Below are 16,620 nucleotides of genomic sequence, written 5' to 3' on the forward strand. Positions count from 1 at the left end.
GCTTGGCGCGCCTGGGCAGTTCCGGAGATTGGAAGCCTGCCCGGCAATCGCCAAACCCGTCGCAAATCAGGATGGCGTAGGTTATTTGGCCGCCGCCAGGCCTGGATCGCCCTGTTTCTCGAAGGTCTGGACTTCCTTGTTGATATAGGTCCCGTCATCGGCTTTGACGACTTCACGCAGATAGATGTTCTGCGTGATGTGACGGCTTTCCGGGTCGATCGAAACCGGGCCGCGTGGGCTCACCCAGGCAAGACCCTTGACCGCGTCGACAGCCTTCTCAGCATCCTGCTTGCCGCCCGTCGCCTCGATCATCTTGTAGATGACATACATGCCGTCATAGGCGCTGACCGCGGGGAAGGAGAGTTCGGCCTTGTTGCCGATCGCTTTGGCAGCCGCCTCGACGAAAGCCTTGTTCTCAGGAGAGTCGTGCGACACCGCGTAGTGGAAGGTCGTCTGAATGCCGAGCGCGGCATCGCCCAGCGCCGGCAAGTCGGATTCCTGCGTCAGATCGCCCGGCGCGAAGAACTTGATGCCGGCGGCCTTCAGGCCATTGTCGTTGTACGCCTTGACGAAGCCGAGCGTCGTCGGCCCCGATGGCAGGAAGGCGAAGACGCCCTGCGCGCCGGAATCCTTGATGCGCTGCATGATCGGGCTGAAGTCGTTGGTCGCAAGCGGCATGCGGATTGCCTCGACCACCTGACCGCCGGCCTTTTCGAACCCCGCCTTGAAGGCATTCTCGGCGTCGATACCGGGGCCGTAATCGCTGACGACCGAAATCACCTTTTTGACGCCGGCGTCGAAGGCGACCTTGGCGATCGGCGTCGAGGTCTGCCAGGTGGTGAAGGAGGTGCGGACGACGAGCGGGCTCTTGGTGACGATCGCCGAGGTGGCGGCGTTCATGATGACCATCGGCACGTTGCCCTGCTTCAGGATCGGCGTCACTGCCATGGCATCGGGCGTGAAATAGAAGCCTGTGAGATACTGGACCTTTTCCTTGACGATCAGTTCCTGCGCCAGCGCCTTGGATTGGGCGGGATCGGCCTGCGGCACGTCGCGATAGACCATTTCGACCGTGTCGCTACCGACCTTGTTGCCGTTGACCGCCATATAGGCGTCGATGCCGGCCTTGAAGTTCTTGCCCTGCAGCGCGAACGGACCGGAGAACGGGCCGATGACGCCGACCTTGATGGTGTCGGCATAGGCGCTCGTGCCCATGGCGATGGCCGCAACGGCGGCCAGAAACAGCTTCTTCATTCTCTCTCTCCCTTTTGGGCGCACTCCCGCGCCGTATTCGCCAACCTCTCAAAATTGAGCGTTAGCTTGTCACGCGAAATGGTGATGTAAAATGAAATAAATCCCGGAATTCATGTTCACACGGTTATGAACTGGAGCGGAAACAATGGACGGCCAGCTCCGTGTTCAACGTGGCTTGCATCCATCGCCAATCTCCCCGTCAGAATGGCAATCCCACATAGTTTTCCGCGAGCACCGTCGAGGCGGCGCGGGAATGGGTGAGATAGTCGAGCTCCGCCTCCTGGATCTTCTGTTCGAAATCACCGGTATCGGGAAAACGGTGCATCATCGTCGTCATCCACCAGGAAAACCGTACGGCCTTCCACACCCGGGCGAGCGCCTTCTGCGAATAGGCGTCGATGCCGCTATTCGAGCGTTCGCGGTAATGCTCGATCAGCCCGGAGAAAAGGTAGTGGACGTCGCTGGCGGCAAGGTTCAACCCCTTGGCGCCGGTCGGCGGTACGATATGGGCGGCGTCGCCGACGAGGAAAAGCCGGCCGAAGCGCATCGGTTCGGCGACGAAGGAGCGCAACGGGGCGATGGATTTCTCGAAGGACGGCGCGGTCACCAGTGCCTCGGCGTGATGCACCGGCAGACGCCTTCGCAACTCGTCCCAGAAGCGATCGTCGCTCCAGTCCTCGATCTTCTCGTCGAGTGCGCATTGGATATAGTAGCGGCTGCGCGTGGCCGAGCGCATCGAACAGAGCGCAAAGCCCCTGGGATGGTTGGCGTAGATCAGTTCATGGCTGACTGGCGCCACATCGGCCAGGACGCCCAGCCAGCCGAAAGGGTAGACCTTCTCGAAACTCCTGATCGCCTTTTCTGGGATGGCCTTGCGGCTAACGCCGTGAAAGCCGTCGCAGCCGGCGATGAAATCACAATCGATGCGTTGCGTTGCGCCGTCCTTGGTGTAGGTGACGAAGGGAGAATGGCCGTCGAAGTCATGCGGCGTGACATTGACGGCATCGTAGATCGATAGGGAGCCGCTCGTTTCGCGCCGCTCCATGAGATCGCGCGTCACCTCGGTCTGTCCGTAAACGGTGACACGCCTGCCGCCGGTCAATTCGTGCAGGTCGATACGATGGTCACGGCCGTCGAAGGCCAGTGAGAAACCGTCATGCGGCAGGCCTTCGGCATGCAGCCGCGCACCCGCTTTGGCCTGGTCCAGCAGCCCGACGGTGCCTTCCTCGAGAACACCGGCGCGAACCCGGCCAAGGATATATTCCTTGCTGACACGATCGAGAACGACATTGTCGATACCGGCTTCCGCGAGAAGCTGACCGAGCAGCAGGCCGGACGGTCCCGAACCGATGATGGCGACCTGGGTTCGCAAATGCTTCCTCCCTGCACTTTTGCGTTTTGCCAGATTCTGCCGTGCCGCTCTCGCCGCAGCAATGGACATCTCCGCCTAAAAATTGCACTAATCGAACATAGGTGCGGGAGGAGCCCCATGAGCAAACATGTTCCGACCTACGAACTTTACGGCGAAAATACCGGGCGAGGGCCGGATTTTTGGTTGCATTGCGAAACAATTCGCTCCCGCAGCAGCCTGCATCAATGGGAAATTCGGCCGCACCGCCACGAAAGCTTCTTTCAGATATTGTACATCGAAGGCGGTTCCGGCGATGCGATCTTCGGCGAAAAGAGCCATGCCATCCGGCCGTCGGCAGTCATCACGGTCCCGCCTGGGCTCAATCACGGCTTTCGTTTTTCACGCGACATCGACGGCTTGGTGATCACCCTATTGAGATCCCATCTCAGCCATCCGCTTGGCGAGCGAAGCCAGCTCGGCGAATGGCTGGCGACACCGCATCTGACGCCACTCGATCCTGAGGATGCCGAGGCAGCCTATGTGATGCAGACGTTGAGGCGGCTGGGCGACGAATTCGAAAACCGGCGCAGCGGGCGCAACGAGGTATTGGCGGCCTATGTCGGCTTGGTGCTCAGGCTGACTGCGAGGATTTCCCATCAAGGAAACATGCACGAGCTCCCGCCCGACGAGAACGAGCGGCGGCTGGAAATGCTGAACGAGCTCATTCAACGCCATTTCCGATCGCACAAGCCCGCGTCCTTCTACGCCAGGGAGCTTGGAGTTTCGCCGACGCATCTTACCCGTATCGTCCGGTCGATGACCGGCAACACCCCCCATGAATTGCTCGCCGGCAAACTCATCGAAGAGGCGAAACGCCAGCTCGTTTTCACACTTGGCAGCGTCCAGGAGATCGGGTTTCGGCTCGGCTTTGCCGATCCCGCCTATTTCTCGCGTTTTTTTCTCAAATATACCGGCGAAACGCCGCGGGTCTGGCGCATCAAGGAAAAGGGTCGGCTTGAAGGCGCGTGACTCGTTGCGCCCGACGGATGATCTCTGCGGACCGGTTCGCCGCGGTCCTGTTTGGTTTTCGCTTCACGCCGCTGGCCACGTCCAGCTCCGCACCTCCGGCATGTCCTCGCCATATTCGCGGACATAGGCGTGATGCTCCGCAAGTTTGCCGCGGAAGGCGGCGAGCGCTTCGCCTGCCTTTTCTTTCAGGCCGGGTACACGCTCGATCGCTTCGATGGCGAGATGGAAGCGGTCGAGTTCGTTGAGGACGGTCATATCGAAGGGCGTCGTCGTCGTGCCCTCCTCGATGAAGCCGCGGACATGGATGTTGCGGTGGTTGGTGCGCTTATAGGTCAGCCGGTGAATGAGATAGGGATAGCCGTGATAGGCAAAAATGACAGGCTTGTCTGATGTGAAGATCGCGTCGAAGGCCTCGTCGGTCAGGCCGTGCGGATGTTGAACGCTGGATTGCAGCGCCAGGAGGTCGACGACGTTGACGGTGCGGATCTTCAGCTCGGGAATGGCCTTGCGCAGAAGATCGACGGCGGCCAGCGTCTCCATGGTCGGCACGTCGCCGGCGCAGGCCATGACGAGATCGGGCAGGATCGTGTCGTCCTCGTTGCTTGCCCAGTGCCAGATGCCGATGCCGGCCTCGCAATGTTTCACCGCCTCGTCCATCGACAGCCATTGCGGCTCCGGCTGCTTGCCGGCGACGATGACGTTGATGCGGTCATAGGTGCGCAGGCAATGGTCGCCGACCCAGAGCAGGGTATTGGCATCCGGCGGCAAATAGATGCGGACGATATCGGCCTTTTTGTTGGCGACGAGGTCGACGAAGCCGGGATCCTGGTGGCTGAAGCCGTTGTGGTCCTGGCGCCAGACATGGGAGGTCAGCAGGTAGTTGAGCGACGAGATCGGCTTTCTCCATTCGAGTTCGCGCGTCACCTTCAGCCATTTGGCGTGCTGGTTGAACATGGAATCGATAATGTGGATGAAGGCTTCGTAGCACGAGAACAGGCCGTGCCGGCCGGTCAGCAGATAGCCTTCAAGCCAGCCCTGGCAGAGATGTTCGCTCAGCACCTCCATGACACGGCCGTCGCGGGAGAGGTGGATGTCGTAGGGTTCGATATCCTCCATCCAGACACGGTCGGTGACTTCGAAGACGCTGCCGAGACGGTTTGATTCCGTTTCGTCAGGACCGAAGATACGGAAGTTGGCGGCCTCCGCATTGCGCTTCATCGTGTCGCGCAGATAATGGCCGAGGATTTCCGTCGACTGCACCATGGCGCTGCCGCGCTTGCCGATCTCGACCGCATAGGCGCTGATATCGGGAACATCGAGCTCCTTGCGCAGCAATCCGCCATTGGCGTGCGGATTGGCGCCCATGCGGCGTTCGCCGGCCGGTGCCAGCGCCCGCAGTTCCGGTTTCAGCCGGCCGTCGGCGCCGAACAGGTCTTCCGGATCATAGCCGCGCATCCAGTCCTCGAGGATCTTGCGATGGCCGTCATTCTCGCGGCAGTTGGAGACCGGCACCTGGTGGGAGCGCCAGAAGCCTTCGACCTTCTTGCCGTCAACCTCCTTCGGTCCTGTCCAGCCCTTCGGGCTGCGCAGCACGATCATCGGCCAGCGCGGGCAGATATCGGGCGCCTTGCCATTGCGTGCTTCCTCCTGGATTTCGCGAATGCGATCGAAGACCCTGTCGAAGGTTGCGGCCATCTGCTGGTGCATGTCGCGCGGTTCGTGACCCTCGACGAAGAAGGGCTCGTAGCCATAGCCTTCAAAGAGGCTCTGCAAATCCTCGTGACTGGCGCGGCCAAGAATGGTCGGATTGGCGATCTTGTAGCCGTTCAGATGCAGGATCGGCAGCACGGCGCCATCGCGGGCTGGGTTCAGAAACTTGTTGGAATGCCAGCTCGCCGCCAGCGGCCCGGTTTCGGCCTCGCCGTCGCCGACGACGCAGGCGACGATCAGATCGGGATTGTCGAAGGCGGCGCCATAGGCATGGACGAGGGCGTAGCCGAGCTCGCCGCCCTCGTGGATCGAGCCCGGTGTTTCGGGTGCGGCGTGGCTCGGAATGCCGCCAGGAAAGGAGAATTGCCGGAAGAGCTTGCGCATGCCCTCCGTATCCTCGGAAATATCGGGATAGATTTCACTGTAGATGCCTTCGAGATAGGTGTTGGCGACCATGCCCGGCCCGCCATGGCCGGGGCCACACATGTAGATGATATCGAGGTCGCGAGCGCGGATGAGACGGTTCAGATGCGCATAGATGAAGTTGAGGCCGGGTGTCGTGCCCCAATGGCCGAGCAAGCGGGGTTTGATGTGCTCCGGTTTCAGCGGCTCGCGCAGCAGCGGATTGGCGAGCAGATAGATCTGACCGACCGAGAGATAGTTGGCGGCGCGCCAATAGCGGTCGATCAGGGCGAGTTCGGCATCGGTCAGGGCGGCGGTCGAGACATGCTTTTCCATGGATTTCTCCCGTTCGAAAACGTGTTCAACGTCAATTCTATCGGCCGGCGTCAGCCTGTTATTGATCTGGATCATCCACCACGAAGAAGGGTCAGCGCCTCGTCGGCGATGACCTGCTCCTCATCGGTGGCGATGACATGAGCGGCGATGCGGCTTTCCCCAGTGCTGATCGTGAAATCATTGGCGGCATTGGCCTTTTCGTCGATCGCAAGGCCAAGCCAGGACAGCCGCTTGGCAACGCCGGCGCGGATCGCCGGTTGATGTTCGCCGATACCGGCGGTGAAGACGATGGCGTCAAGGCCGCCGAGTGTCGCCGCCATGCGGCCGATCTCGCCGGCGATGCGCAACGTAAAGAGGTCGATCGCCTGACGCGCCTCCGGCCGTCCATCCTTCAGCAGATCGCGCGTATCGGCGCTGATGCCGGAGACGCCGAGCAGGCCGGAGCGGTGATAGAGCAGGTCTTCGATCGCCTCGAAGGACTGTTTTCTCTCTCCGGCCAGATGCAGGATGACGCCGGGATCGAGCGGGCCTGGGCGTGTCGCCATCGGGATGCCGTCGAGCGTCGAAAAGCCCATGCTGCAATCGCGGCTGACGCCGCCGTCCAGCGCGCAGAGGCTGGCGCCGCTGCCGAGATGGGCGACGACGGTCTTTGCCGCGCGCGGCGCCTTGCGGGCAAGCTCGCCGGCGATGAATTTATAGGAGAGGCCGTGGAAGCCGTAGCGCTTGACGCCCTCGTCATGCAGCGCACGGGGAATGGCGAAGCGGCGAACGAGATCGTCCTGCGTGGCATGGAAGGCGGTGTCGAAGGAGGCCGTCTGGGTGAGATGCGGCTTCAGATGCCGGAGCGCGCGGATGAAACGCAGCGCCTGCGGCTGGTGCAGGGGCGCAAGCGGGGTCAGCGCATCGATCGCATCGATTGCTGCGTCGTCGAGGGCGATCACCTTCGTGAAGCGATCGCCGCCATGGACGACGCGGTGGCCGGCGGCGCGTGTGGCGGTCGTGTCGAAATGGTCGGCGAGATGCGCCAAGGTCTCGTCGATAACGCCGTGCAGGTCTTCCGTCATTTCGGCCTTCAATGGCATCTCGAATGTCTGCGATCCCCTGGTCAGGCCGAGCGAGAGCGGTTCGGCGCGGAAATCGATCACGCCCTTGCCGAGGCGTCGCGCCGCATCACCCTCCATCGTAAAAATGCCGATCTTGACGGTCGAGGAACCGGCATTGAAGGTCAGGAGGAGGTCGGTCGATGACATTCTCAGACTCCGCGCGGGCGTGACGATAGCTGAACTTAGCGTCGGGCCTCCTGACGGAAAGGGAATATTCGGGCCTCCACGTGTTTTTGCCGCCGCGCGGCAGCCGAAGTCGTGCGATGGTCACCATCGCTTCGGCCGATCATCTCGGCCTGCCGGTCTCGACCACGCGTGTGCTGTCGTCAGGCGTCGCCGGCACCATGGCGGCGAACGGTTCCGGCCTGCAATGGTCGACCGTGCGCGACATGCTGATGGCCTGGGTGCTGACGCTGCCGGCCTCGATTGCGATCGCCTTCGTGCCCTTCGTGCCCTTCGTGATCCTGCGCCAGGTGTTTTAAGACGTCCCGTCAGGCCGTCGAGGCCAGACTGGCATTGCGATCGCTGATGAAGATGCCCGCCTCGGCGGCGGGCATCGCCTTGCCGAAGAGATAGCCCTGGCCGATGTCGCAGCCGAGCTGCAGCAGGAAGGCGAGCTGCCCATGCTCCTCGACGCCTTCCGCGGTCGTCTTGATGTTGAGGCTCCGGCCGAGGCCGAGCATGGCGCGGACGATCTTTTCCTGGCGTTCGTCGTCGCGATAGGTGGCGATGAAGCTTTTGTCGATCTTGATCTTGTCGAAACGATAGCGGGCGAGCTGGGCGAGGCTCGAATAGCCGGTGCCGAAATCGTCGAGCGCGATCTGGATGCCGGCCGCATGCAGTTCGTCGAGAATGACGGCGGCGATGGCGGGATCCTGGATCAGCGCGTTTTCGGTGATCTCCACTTCCAGGCGCTGCGGCGGCAACCGGCTTGCCGAAAGCACCTTGAGGATGCGGGAGGTCAGCAGCCTGTCTTCCATCTGCACCGGCGAGACGTTGAAAGACAACATCACATGCTCCGGCCAGGTGAGTGCGTCGCTGCAGGCCTGGGCGAGAAGATCCTCGAACAATGCAGTGATCATGCCGGTTTCCTCGGCGATGCCGATGAAAACAGGCGGCGGGATGTTGACGCCATCGTCGCCGATCCAGCGCGCCAGCGCCTCGAAGCCGCAGAGCTGGCCGGTCTTCAGATCGATCAGCGGCTGGTAGAAGGGTTTGATCGCCTTGTTGGAGATCGCGGCGCGCAGCCTGGTTTCCAGTGCGGCGCGTTCGGTCACCTTGTCCTGCATCGAAGGTTCGAAGACGAAATAGTGGTTCGGTCCGCGTGATTTCGCCTCATACATGGCGAGGTCGGCACGGTGGGCGGCGTCTTCCAGTGGTTCGGCTCCCTCGGCCCAGCGGTCGTAGCCGACGCTGGCGCCGACCTCGACGGCAAAGCCATCGATATGGATCGGCCGGGTGACCGCCTGGATCAGCAGCTTGGCAAAACGCTCCTCGCGCTGCGCCGTCAGGGCGAAGGCGACGACGATGAATTCGTCGCCGCCGAAGCGATAGACGCAATCGGCATTGCCGAGTGCACAGATGCGTCTGGCAACCTCGATCAACAGGACGTCGCCGCCCTTGTGGCCCACGAGATCGTTGACTTTCTTGAAGCCGTCGAGGTCGACGGAGAAGAGAGTGACGTTGCGATCCCACTCCTCGATCTCGGCCTCATCGTCCTTGATCGGCCGCGAGAGGATCTTGCGCTCGAAGGCGTAGCGGTTCGGCAGTTTGGTGAGATGGTCGTGGGTTGCGGTCCAATCGGCCTTTGCCTGGGCGGTGGCGCGCAGTTCCGTTTCCTTGCGCAGGTCGGCTATGCGCAGCACCGAATAGATGAAGCTCATGGCGCCGGCGATGCCGAGCGCCAGAACGAGCTTGTCGGCGCCGTACTCGCCGAAACCGGTCATGAAGTAGACAAGGCTGTCGTCAAGCTGCAACAGGGTGCAGAGGAGCCAGAGAGTAATCCCGAACCCGACGATCGAAACACATTGCCTTCCGGCCCTGCTCTGGAAAAATACCGGCACTGCGCCTTCTCCATCTCCACCCTTCGCGGAAGTAGCACGAAAGTCTGAAATGTTCGTTGAAACCAGAAGGCGAATTATCGGAGGCGGCAGCCTCCTGATGTGCCGTCGAGGGACCGTTGGCGCCAGAGGAAAACGCCGAGCGAGCCCTCTTCGTGGTTGGCAGAATGGCAGGTGCGGAAAAAACGAAGGCGAGCGTGCCATGGCATCGCTCGCCCTTTTTCGTGCTTCAGGCGGTGACGATCAGCAGCGGGACGCTGACGATGAGACCGACCAGAACTGTGACTGTGGCGACACGCATCAAACGCAGGCGCCGCGTGCGCTCCCCACTCCAATCATATGTCATTCTTCCATCTCCTTGGGATAAGGAAGTAGTCCCCGCGAAACCGGGTTCAACAGAGATGACGCGATTTGCTTGTGTAAGGCTGGATATGATCAGGACTCGCTAAAGCATCGGTCCGAAAATCGGAATCGATTTTCGGACAGCGCGATGCGAGGATTGAAAGTGTCGAGCGTCCTTGTGCGTCCGAAAGGACGCACGGCGCTCTAATGCTGGAAGCGCAGAGACCAGCGTCGTCCATTGCTGGTCATGCGAATGACGGCGAGCGGCTCGATGTCGCTCAGCCAGAAAGAGGAGAGCGGCGCCTGAAGCACATGGGCGACCGCCGCCCGGATGACGGCTGCGTGACTGACGGCGATCACATGGCCGCCGAGGGCGGATTCGCTCTCCATCCAGTCGGCGACGCGTGTTCTCAAATCAAGAAGGCTCTCGCCGCCATGCGGGGCCGCTTCCGGATCGCTCATCCAGGCCATGAGGTTCTCAGGCTCTTCCGCCTCTATCGCGGCGATCGATCTGCCGGCCCAGCGGCCATGGTCGCAGTCGCGAAGCGCCGGATCGATCCGGGCTTGGAGGCGGAGCGCGTCAACAGTCTGGCGGGCGCGCAAAGCGGGGCTCGTGGCAACGCGATCGGCGCGGGGCAGGGCGGCCATCCTGTCGGCTTCTTCCGCCGCCTTGCCTTCCAGCGGTTCGTCGAGCGGGAACAGGGCCTTGCGGCTCGCCATCGTCGCGCCGTGGCAGATCCAGGTGAGGCGCGTATTCACGGTCGTTCTGATCTCCCGGAGTGCGGCTGTAGCGGCGCAGGACGGCCCTCGGCCGGCTTGTGAAGTTTCGTTGACAGTCTCTTCGGCGTGCAGATATAACCGTGCTGTTGCGGGTTTGGAAGCCGGTGGAAATCCGGCGCGGTCGCGCCACTGTGACCAGCGTGTCGAAAGCTCTTCGCGCTGGAAGTCAGACCCTACTGCACAAGCACTCTTTCGACTGAACGCGTCATTCCCGGAGGAATACATGTCTGACACCACTTTTGCGCCCGTCGCGGCACCGGCGCCGATCCCCCTGGGAGAGATCCTGCCATGGGCGATCTTCGGTGGCCTGCTGATGCTCATCGTTCTCTATTTTGTCGGCACCGAGGAAGGCGCGATGGCGCTGTTCAACGGGATGTATGTGCACGAATTCGTGCATGACGGCCGTCATCTCCTCGGCTTTCCCTGCCACTAAAGCGCGTCGCGATCTTTCAGATTCGCGCCTCACTTTAGGTCTTTGTTTTCGCATGTCGTTATCGCAAAATCGCTGCACACTTTTGCGCGACATGCTTTAGGGGAGTTCCTGACATGGTTGGAAATCTTCTGCTTCGCGGCATGCTCGCGGGCCTGATTGCTGGCATCCTCGTTTTCGCTTTTGCGCATATCTTCGGCGAGCCGCTGGTCGATGCGGCGATCGCCTTCGAGGAGGCGAGTGCCCAGGCGGCCGGTGAAGCTGCCGAACCTGAAATCGTCAGCCGCGCCACGCAGGCCGGTCTCGGCCTTTTCACCGGCGTCATGGCCTACAGCGTTGCCGTTGGCGGGCTCTTCGCTCTCGCCTTCGCTTTCGTGCACGGCCGTTTCAGCAGCCTTTCGGCGCGCGGCACCTCGGCCGTCATCGCCATTGCCGCCTTCGTGGCGATCGTCCTCGTTCCCGGTATCAAGTATCCGGCCAACCCGCCGGCGGTGGGCAATCCCGATACGATCGGCGTCAGGACCGAACTGTTCTTCCTGATGATCGTCGTCTCGCTCGCCGCGCTGATTGCCGCGGTGGCGCTGTCGCGCCGCCTCGCGGGGCGTTTCGGTCTCTGGAATGGCGCGATCATCGCCGGAATCGCTTATCTCGTCTTCATCGGCGTCGTGCTCTATCTGCTGCCGCCGATCAACGAGGTGCCGGAGAACTTCTCGGCGATGGTCCTCTGGCGGTTCCGCACGACTTCGCTCGGCATGCATGTGATCCTCTGGACAACCTTGGGCCTTGCCTTCGGAGTGCTGGCGGAAAAGCGGCTTGCCGTTAAGGACGGGCAACGCGGCCGGCCGGCAACGGCATTTCACTGAACGCATCGAAGGGCGCCGCTTGCCGGCGCCCTGAACTTTTCGGGCGGCCATGACAAGCAGCAGAACCATACCACTCGTGTCGACGGCGTTTGCCACCGCCGTCTTTTTTTGTGTGGTTGCTGGAAGCGCTCTTGCCCATAGCCCTAGCGGCGGCGGCAGCCATACCGGACTGGATATTCCGGAAATTTCCCATGGCGAGATGGCGGTGATTGCAGACTATCGCAGTGGGATCATCGACCTTGCTTCCCGTGCCGTCGATACCAACGAGCCGTTCCGCCGCGTCCTGAACTATGCCGAGATCCAGTATTCCTATTGTCTCTGGGGCCGGGTGCCGGGCAGCGTGACGGACGAGGAAAGCCCGTTCAACGAATGCGCCCATGCCTATCTCGCGGCGGCCAAGGCGGTCTTGCTGTCGATGCGCGAGATGCCGCAAGAGAGGGCTGCCGCGAATGAAATCATTTCCGCCGTCGACGCCGACATGACGCGGCGCGGCCTTGCGCTCGTCACCTGCCGGTTCAGCGGCGAGGCCTTCAACACCGCCGATGTCATCAAGCCACACTGGGGCAAGGTGCCACTTCATCCAGCCAGCATGGCGTCGCTGACCGGGCTCGCTGCATTGTTCGGCCTTGGTTTTTTTGGGCTTCGCCACTTCCTGCGGCCGAAGGCTCAATCGTCGGAATAGCGCTGCTCGCGCCATGGATCGCCGTAGATATGGTAGCCGTTCTTTTCCCAGAAGCCAGCCTCGTCGTCGGGCATCAGCTCGATGCGGCGCAGCCATTTGGCGCTTTTCCAGAAATAAAGATGCGGCACGACCAGGCGCATCGGGCCGCCGTGATCCGGCGTCAGCGGCAGGCCTTCCCAGGCGGTAGCAAGGATCGCGTCCTCGGCGGCGAAATCAGCGAGCGGCAGGTTGGTGGTATAGCCGTCATAACTGGTCAGCATGACGTAACCGGCTTCGGGCTTCGGCATGGCGAGGTCGAGCAGATCACGCGTCGAGACGCCCTTCCATTTGTTGTCGTAGCGCGACCATGTGGTGACGCAGTGGATATCGCTCACCCCAGTGCTCTGCTCGATCGCCTGGAAGGCGGTCCAGGTGAGGGTGAGCGGTGTTTCGACGAGGCCGCGCACGTCGAGCCGCCACGTATCCGTCGAGACAACAGGCTGCTGGCCGAGATCGAGCACCGGCCAGTTCTTGACGAGGTGCTGGCCGGGCGGCAGACGCTCGGTTTCAGGTCGGCTGATGCGGCCAGTCAGGAACTTGCCCTCGGCCGCCCAGCGGCGCTTGGATGTGGTGAGCTTGCTGTCGGCGGGTGTCTGATCGTCGCTCATGATGGGCTTCCTTGCGATGCGGCAATAGGATATCCGAGTTCGTTCAGTGTCAAGTTTCGGCGGGCCCTTGGAAAACCTTGCCAGGGTTGTTAGAGCGTCCTTTGTGCATCCTTTCGGACGCACAAAGGACGCTCTAACATTTTGAATCTACGCATCGTGCTTTCCGAAAATCGATTCCGATTTTCGGGCCGATGCGCTAGACTTGAGGGCGTCGGGTATGCCTCGCTGGGGAGTGGAGGCAGAAAGGGGAGGAGCCGGATCTGTCTTCGAGGTATCGTGCGATAGCGGCGTTGCTCGTCGTGCCGCTGATCATCTTCGCCTTCTTCACTTATGGAAGCGCGATTGCGACACGCGCTTATATGGGGGAAGCCTCGGCGCAGGCAGGAACGGCGCTGCGCCTTGCCGTGTCGGCGCTCAGCGGCCACCTCAACCGCTACGAGGCGCTGCCGGCGCTGATTGCCGATCACGACGACATCAAGGAACTGGTGAGCGCGCCTGAGGATGCGGCGCTACGCGATGCCGCCAATCTCTATCTCAAGGAGATCAACGGGCTGCTGAAATCCTCCGACATCTATGTGGTCAAACCGGATGGCGAGACGATCGCGGCGAGCAATTACGACGGACCGGGAAGCTTCGTCGGACAGAATTTCAGCTACCGGCCCTATTTTCAGGATGCGATCGCAGGCCGGCAGGCAAGGTTCTACGCGCTCGGCACCACCTCGCTGAAGCGCGGCTATTATTTTGCCGCGCCGATCCGGACCGGCGCGGATATTCGGGGCGTCATCGTTTTCAAAGTCGATATCGACATGATCGAATCCTCCTGGGGCGGCGGCGAATACAAGATCTTCGTCTCCGATCCGGAGGGCATCATCTTCATGTCCGGCAGCCCCGAATGGCTCTATGGCGCTATCCTGCCGCTGACGGCCGATCGCATCGCACGCACGGAAGCGTCGCGGCGGTATGCCAATGCCAGGCTGACGGCGTTGCCGGTGACGCGTCAGCGCTTCGAGCCGCATGAGTTGATGACGCTCGCCGGCGAGCGCGGCTCGAGCGAATATCTGGTGCTCTCGCACTACATGCCGGCCGAGGACTGGACCGTGAACGTGCTGATGGAGACGAGTTCCATCCGCGCCCAGGCGCGCACCGCGCTTGCGGCGGTCTTTCTCATCCTCTGCATTGCCGGGCTCGCGGTCGCGGTCATTCGCCAGCGGCGGGCGCGGCTTGCCGAGCGCATGCAGATGCAGGCCGACGCCCGCAACGAGCTGGAGCGGCGCGTCGAGGAACGCACAGCCGATCTTGCCCGCGTCAACAGCCGCATTGAAGAAGAGATCGCCGAGCGGCGCCTGACCGAGCAACAACTCCGCCAGACACAGGCCGATCTGATCCAGGCCGGAAAGCTCGCCGGCCTCGGACAGATGTCGGCCGCTCTTTCGCACGAGTTCAACCAGCCGCTCGCCGCGGCGAAGACCTATACGGACAGCGCCTCCGTTCTCATCGATCGGGGCCGGACGGAGGAGGCGCGGGACAATATCCGGCGTATCGGCGGGCTCATTGACCGCATGGCCGCGATCAGCCGGCACCTGCGCAACTTCGCCCGCAAACCGAACGAGAAGCTCGGCTCGGTTTCTCTCGACGAGGCGATGCATGACACGCTCGAGATCATCGCCTGGCGGCTGAAGGCGGCGGATGCCGAACTCCTGCTCGATCTAGGCCCACGTCCACCCGTCGTGCGCGCCGGTTCGGTGCGTCTGCAACAGGTGCTGGTGAACGTGATCTCGAATGCGGCCGATGCGGTGGAAGGGCTGGACGACAGGCGCATCGAGGTTTCGGCCTTCGAGGAGGCCGGCAAAGTGGTGCTGACGGTGCGGGATCACGGGCCGGGCGTGCCGGCGGCGATTGCCCAGCGTATCTTCGATCCCTTCTTCACGACGAAGGGCGTCGGCAAGGGGCTCGGCCTCGGGCTTTCGATCTCCTACAACATCATCAAGGATTTTGGCGGCAGCCTTGAGGCGGCTAATCATCCCGAAGGGGGCGCGGTGTTCCGCATCGAGCTGCAGTCGGCGGCAGGGCTGATGCCGGAGGCGGCGGAATGAACGATGCGAAGATCCTGCTGGTTGACGACGAGGAGGAATTGCGCCGCTCGACGGCGCAGGCGTTGGAGCTCTCCGGCTTCAGCGTCGAGACCTTTTCGAACGGCGACCACGTGCTGGAGCTGATCGGCTACAGCTTTCCCGGTGTCGTCGTCAGCGACATCCGCATGCCCGGCATGGACGGCATGACGCTGATGCAGAAAATCCGCGAGCTCGATCCAGAGGTGCCGGTCATTCTTGTCACCGGCCACGGCGACGTGCAGCTCGCGGTGAAGGCGATGCGCGAAGGCGCCTATGATTTCATCGAGAAGCCGTTCACGCCCGAAATGCTTGCCGGCGTCATCCGCCGGGCGATGGAGCGGCGCGGCCTCGTGCTCGAAAACCGGCTGCTGAAAGCGGTCGCCGGCAAACGCGACGATATCGAGGCGCGGCTGCCGGGGCGCACGCAGGTGATGGTGGATTTGCGCTACCGTATCCGGGCGATCGGGGCGAGCGATGCCGATACGCTTATCGTCGGCGAAACGGGAGCCGGCAAGGAAGTGGTGGCCCGGGCGCTCCACGATATCAGCGCCCGGGCAAGCCGGCCGTTCATCGCGATCAATTGCGCCGCACTGCCGGCAAACCTGATCGAGAGCGAACTCTTCGGCCATGAGGTGGGGGCCTTTCCGGGCGCGGTGAGGCCGCGCTACGGAAAATTCGAACACGGGCGCGGCGGCACGATCCTGCTCGACGAGATCGGCTCCATGCCCTTCGACCTGCAGGCCAAGTTCCTGCGGGTACTGCAGGAGCGGGTGATCTCGCGGCTCGGATCGAACGAAGTGGTGGCGCTCGACGTGCGGTTCATCGCCACAAGCAAGGTCGATCTGGAGGCGGAGGTGGCAGCCGGGCGCTTCCGCGCCGACCTCTTCTATCGGCTGAACGTTGCGACGCTGCACGTGCCGTCGCTGTCGCAGCGGCGGGCGGACGTTCCGCTGCTTTTCCTGCAACTGGTGCGGGAGGCGGCGGCCCGCTACGGCCGCGACGAGATGCCCGTGCCGCCGGAGGTGATCTCCGACATTGCCCAACGCGACTGGCCCGGCAATGTGCGTGAATTGAGGAACGCCGCCGACCGGCTGGTCCTCGGTCTCGACAATGGCGGGCGGCAGGCCGAGGAGGCGACGGGGCTTGCGGAACGCGTCGCTGAATTCGAGCGAGGGGTGATTGCAACCGCGCTGGTGGCGCATGGCGGCAGCCTCAAGGCGGTCTATGAGTCACTCGGCATTTCCCGCAAGACCCTCTATGAAAAGATGCAGAAATACGGTCTCGACAAGCGGATGATGATTATCGAAAGCTGACTGCTTTCGGAAAATGCCTGTTTTCCGAGTGACGATTCCGGCTGTGGCCGCGCACTCTTTCCAATCTCAAGTCGATTATCCTCCGGGGGGGGTGGGGGTTTTTTACACCAAACCACCCCCCCCTGTGTTGTGGGTTGAGCAACCAAGCGATGTGCTTTTTTTAAAAAAAAAGTCTGAACGGGGGGGGAATATTTTTTTTGTTGTTTT

At 62.1% G+C, this 16,620-nt stretch carries 13 protein-coding genes, 1 pseudogene and 1 riboswitch; of the genes and pseudogenes, 7 read left to right on the forward strand and 7 right to left on the reverse strand.

The features are described 5' to 3' along the window. Nucleotides 1–81: 81 nt before the first annotated feature. Nucleotides 82–1,254, reverse strand: coding sequence for an ABC transporter substrate-binding protein (locus ACMUVN_RS20870; RefSeq protein ID WP_047616560.1), 1,173 nt, complete (start codon nt 1,252–1,254; stop codon nt 82–84). A gap of 199 nt (nt 1,255–1,453) precedes the next feature. Then, nucleotides 1,454–2,626 carry a 4-hydroxybenzoate 3-monooxygenase gene (gene pobA, locus ACMUVN_RS20875; RefSeq protein WP_414815430.1) on the reverse strand — a complete coding sequence of 391 codons (1,173 nt, stop codon included), beginning with the start codon at nt 2,624–2,626 and terminating at the stop codon, nt 1,454–1,456. 117 nt (nt 2,627–2,743) lie between these two features. Between pobA and ACMUVN_RS20880 the strand changes: the two genes are divergently transcribed. Beyond that, nucleotides 2,744–3,634, forward strand: a complete 891-nt coding sequence (locus tag ACMUVN_RS20880) for a helix-turn-helix domain-containing protein (RefSeq protein WP_132575667.1) — start codon at nt 2,744–2,746, stop codon at nt 3,632–3,634. A gap of 63 nt (nt 3,635–3,697) precedes the next feature. Here ACMUVN_RS20880 and ACMUVN_RS20885 read toward each other — a convergent pair whose 3' ends face one another. Together ACMUVN_RS20885 and ACMUVN_RS20890 are read right to left on the reverse strand one after the other, a co-directional pair. After that, entirely contained in the window at nt 3,698–6,082 is a 2,385-nt protein-coding gene (locus ACMUVN_RS20885; RefSeq protein ID WP_414815431.1) for a phosphoketolase, read from the reverse strand. 71 nt (nt 6,083–6,153) lie between these two features. After that, nucleotides 6,154–7,332: an acetate/propionate family kinase gene (locus tag ACMUVN_RS20890; RefSeq protein WP_063475372.1), complete on the reverse strand. Its 1,179-nt coding sequence runs from the start codon at nt 7,330–7,332 to the stop codon at nt 6,154–6,156. A 113-nt stretch (nt 7,333–7,445) separates the two neighbouring features. On the opposite strand from ACMUVN_RS20890, the pseudogene ACMUVN_RS20895 reads away from it, so the two are divergent. After that, a pseudogene (locus tag ACMUVN_RS20895) lies at nt 7,446–7,667 on the forward strand (inorganic phosphate transporter); the annotation flags it as partial. A gap of 9 nt (nt 7,668–7,676) precedes the next feature. Here ACMUVN_RS20895 and ACMUVN_RS20900 read toward each other — a convergent pair. Both ACMUVN_RS20900 and ACMUVN_RS20905 read right to left on the reverse strand, forming a co-directional pair. Continuing rightward, nucleotides 7,677–9,248, reverse strand: coding sequence for a putative bifunctional diguanylate cyclase/phosphodiesterase (locus ACMUVN_RS20900; RefSeq protein ID WP_047616569.1), 1,572 nt, complete (start codon nt 9,246–9,248; stop codon nt 7,677–7,679). 543 nt (nt 9,249–9,791) lie between these two features. Further along, entirely contained in the window at nt 9,792–10,346 is a 555-nt protein-coding gene (locus ACMUVN_RS20905) for a histidine phosphatase family protein (protein ID WP_047616570.1), read from the reverse strand. A gap of 88 nt (nt 10,347–10,434) precedes the next feature. Then, a riboswitch (adenosylcobalamin (AdoCbl) riboswitch) is annotated at nt 10,435–10,577 on the forward strand. Nucleotides 10,578–10,590: 13 nt separating this feature from the next. On the opposite strand from ACMUVN_RS20905, the gene ACMUVN_RS20910 reads away from it, so the two are divergent. From ACMUVN_RS20910 to ACMUVN_RS20920, 3 genes are all read left to right on the forward strand, one after another. Continuing rightward, nucleotides 10,591–10,800, forward strand: a complete 210-nt coding sequence (locus ACMUVN_RS20910) for a CbtB domain-containing protein (protein WP_047616573.1) — start codon at nt 10,591–10,593, stop codon at nt 10,798–10,800. A 113-nt stretch (nt 10,801–10,913) separates the two neighbouring features. Beyond that, nucleotides 10,914–11,660 (forward strand): CbtA family protein, encoded by a 747-nt coding sequence (locus ACMUVN_RS20915; RefSeq protein ID WP_047616574.1) that lies wholly within the window; start codon nt 10,914–10,916, stop codon nt 11,658–11,660. A gap of 49 nt (nt 11,661–11,709) precedes the next feature. Continuing rightward, nucleotides 11,710–12,342, forward strand: a complete 633-nt coding sequence (locus ACMUVN_RS20920; protein WP_047616576.1) for a hypothetical protein — start codon at nt 11,710–11,712, stop codon at nt 12,340–12,342. On the opposite strand, the gene ACMUVN_RS20925 is transcribed toward ACMUVN_RS20920, so the two are convergent. Next, the gene (locus ACMUVN_RS20925; RefSeq protein ID WP_168332508.1) at nt 12,327–12,989 is read right to left on the reverse strand and encodes a sulfite oxidase-like oxidoreductase; all 663 of its coding nucleotides are present in this window, start codon (nt 12,987–12,989) and stop codon (nt 12,327–12,329) included. The two genes, ACMUVN_RS20920 and ACMUVN_RS20925, sit on opposite strands and share 16 nt — an antisense overlap. Before the next feature lie 299 nt (nt 12,990–13,288). Between ACMUVN_RS20925 and ACMUVN_RS20930 the strand changes: the two genes are divergently transcribed. Both ACMUVN_RS20930 and ACMUVN_RS20935 read left to right on the forward strand, forming a co-directional pair. Further along, entirely contained in the window at nt 13,289–15,082 is a 1,794-nt protein-coding gene (locus ACMUVN_RS20930; protein WP_280949753.1) for a sensor histidine kinase, read from the forward strand. Continuing rightward, nucleotides 15,079–16,413 carry a sigma-54-dependent transcriptional regulator gene (locus ACMUVN_RS20935; protein ID WP_029868281.1) on the forward strand — a complete coding sequence of 445 codons (1,335 nt, stop codon included), beginning with the start codon at nt 15,079–15,081 and terminating at the stop codon, nt 16,411–16,413. Before ACMUVN_RS20930 ends, ACMUVN_RS20935 begins: the two co-directional genes overlap by 4 nt. Nucleotides 16,414–16,620: the final 207 nt, after the last annotated feature.

Origin of the sequence: Rhizobium sp. IY2 (assembly GCF_047532935.1) — a bacterium.
Lineage (GTDB): Bacteria > Pseudomonadota > Alphaproteobacteria > Rhizobiales > Rhizobiaceae > Rhizobium > Rhizobium anhuiense.

Excerpts from the sequence above, each read along its gene's own strand:
- ACMUVN_RS20885 (WP_414815431.1), bottom strand. The coding sequence starts at position 6,082 with ATGGAAAAGCATGTCTCGACCGCCGCCCTGACCGATGCCGAACTCGCC.
- ACMUVN_RS20920 (WP_047616576.1), top strand. The coding sequence starts at position 11,710 with ATGACAAGCAGCAGAACCATACCACTCGTGTCGACGGCGTTTGCCACC.
- ACMUVN_RS20890 (WP_063475372.1), bottom strand. The coding sequence starts at position 7,332 with ATGTCATCGACCGACCTCCTCCTGACCTTCAATGCCGGTTCCTCGACC.
- ACMUVN_RS20925 (WP_168332508.1), bottom strand. The coding sequence starts at position 12,989 with ATGAGCGACGATCAGACACCCGCCGACAGCAAGCTCACCACATCCAAG.
- ACMUVN_RS20910 (WP_047616573.1), top strand. The coding sequence starts at position 10,591 with ATGTCTGACACCACTTTTGCGCCCGTCGCGGCACCGGCGCCGATCCCC.
- ACMUVN_RS20915 (WP_047616574.1), top strand. The coding sequence starts at position 10,914 with ATGGTTGGAAATCTTCTGCTTCGCGGCATGCTCGCGGGCCTGATTGCT.
- ACMUVN_RS20935 (WP_029868281.1), top strand. The coding sequence starts at position 15,079 with ATGAACGATGCGAAGATCCTGCTGGTTGACGACGAGGAGGAATTGCGC.
- ACMUVN_RS20870 (WP_047616560.1), bottom strand. The coding sequence starts at position 1,254 with ATGAAGAAGCTGTTTCTGGCCGCCGTTGCGGCCATCGCCATGGGCACG.
- ACMUVN_RS20880 (WP_132575667.1), top strand. The coding sequence starts at position 2,744 with ATGAGCAAACATGTTCCGACCTACGAACTTTACGGCGAAAATACCGGG.